The following is a 544-nucleotide window of genomic DNA, read 5'->3' on the forward strand; positions in this document are numbered from 1 at the left end:
ACCGAGGCCCTGGCCGCCATGCTGGCCACCGATGACGGGCGGAACCTGCTGGCGGCGACCCGGCGCGCGGCGAACATCCTGCGCATCGAGGACCGCAAGGACGGCCCGCACGAGGGCGCGCCCGATCCGGCGCTCTATGCCCAGCCCGAGGAACGCGCCCTGGCCGACATGCTGGGCGACGCCATTCCCACGGTCGAAGCCGCCATCACCGAGGAACGCTTCACCGACGCCATGCGCGCGACGGCCCGCCTCCGTCCTGTCCTGGACAGGTTCTTCGACATGGTGACGGTCAATGCCGACCAGGCCGAACTGCGCCTCAACCGGCTGCGCCTGCTGTCCGAACTGCGGCGAATGACGGTGCTGATCGCCGATTTCAGCCAGATCGAAGGCTGAAACCGAGGCCGGAACGGCTCCCCTGCCCTCTGCCGGCGTCCTCCAGAAGGGACGCCAGAAACACCAGCCGGGCCGGCCCGCCGTCACGCACCAGCAGCAGGGCATTCTGCCGGAAGCGGCGGGCCAGCACCCGGGCGCGCGCCAGCGGCAT

Annotated in this window: 1 protein-coding gene; it reads left to right on the top strand. The window is 71.0% G+C overall.

Features of this window, described 5'->3' with window-relative positions; all coding sequences use genetic code 11:
- On the top strand, positions 1 to 393 hold a 393-nt coding region (locus HUK84_RS22460), incomplete at its 5' end, for a DALR anticodon-binding domain-containing protein (protein ID WP_246285847.1).
- Between the last annotated feature and the right edge of the window lie 151 nt (positions 394 to 544).

Source organism: Nguyenibacter vanlangensis, from assembly GCF_013376155.1.
GTDB classification, from domain to species: domain Bacteria; phylum Pseudomonadota; class Alphaproteobacteria; order Acetobacterales; family Acetobacteraceae; genus Gluconacetobacter; species Gluconacetobacter vanlangensis.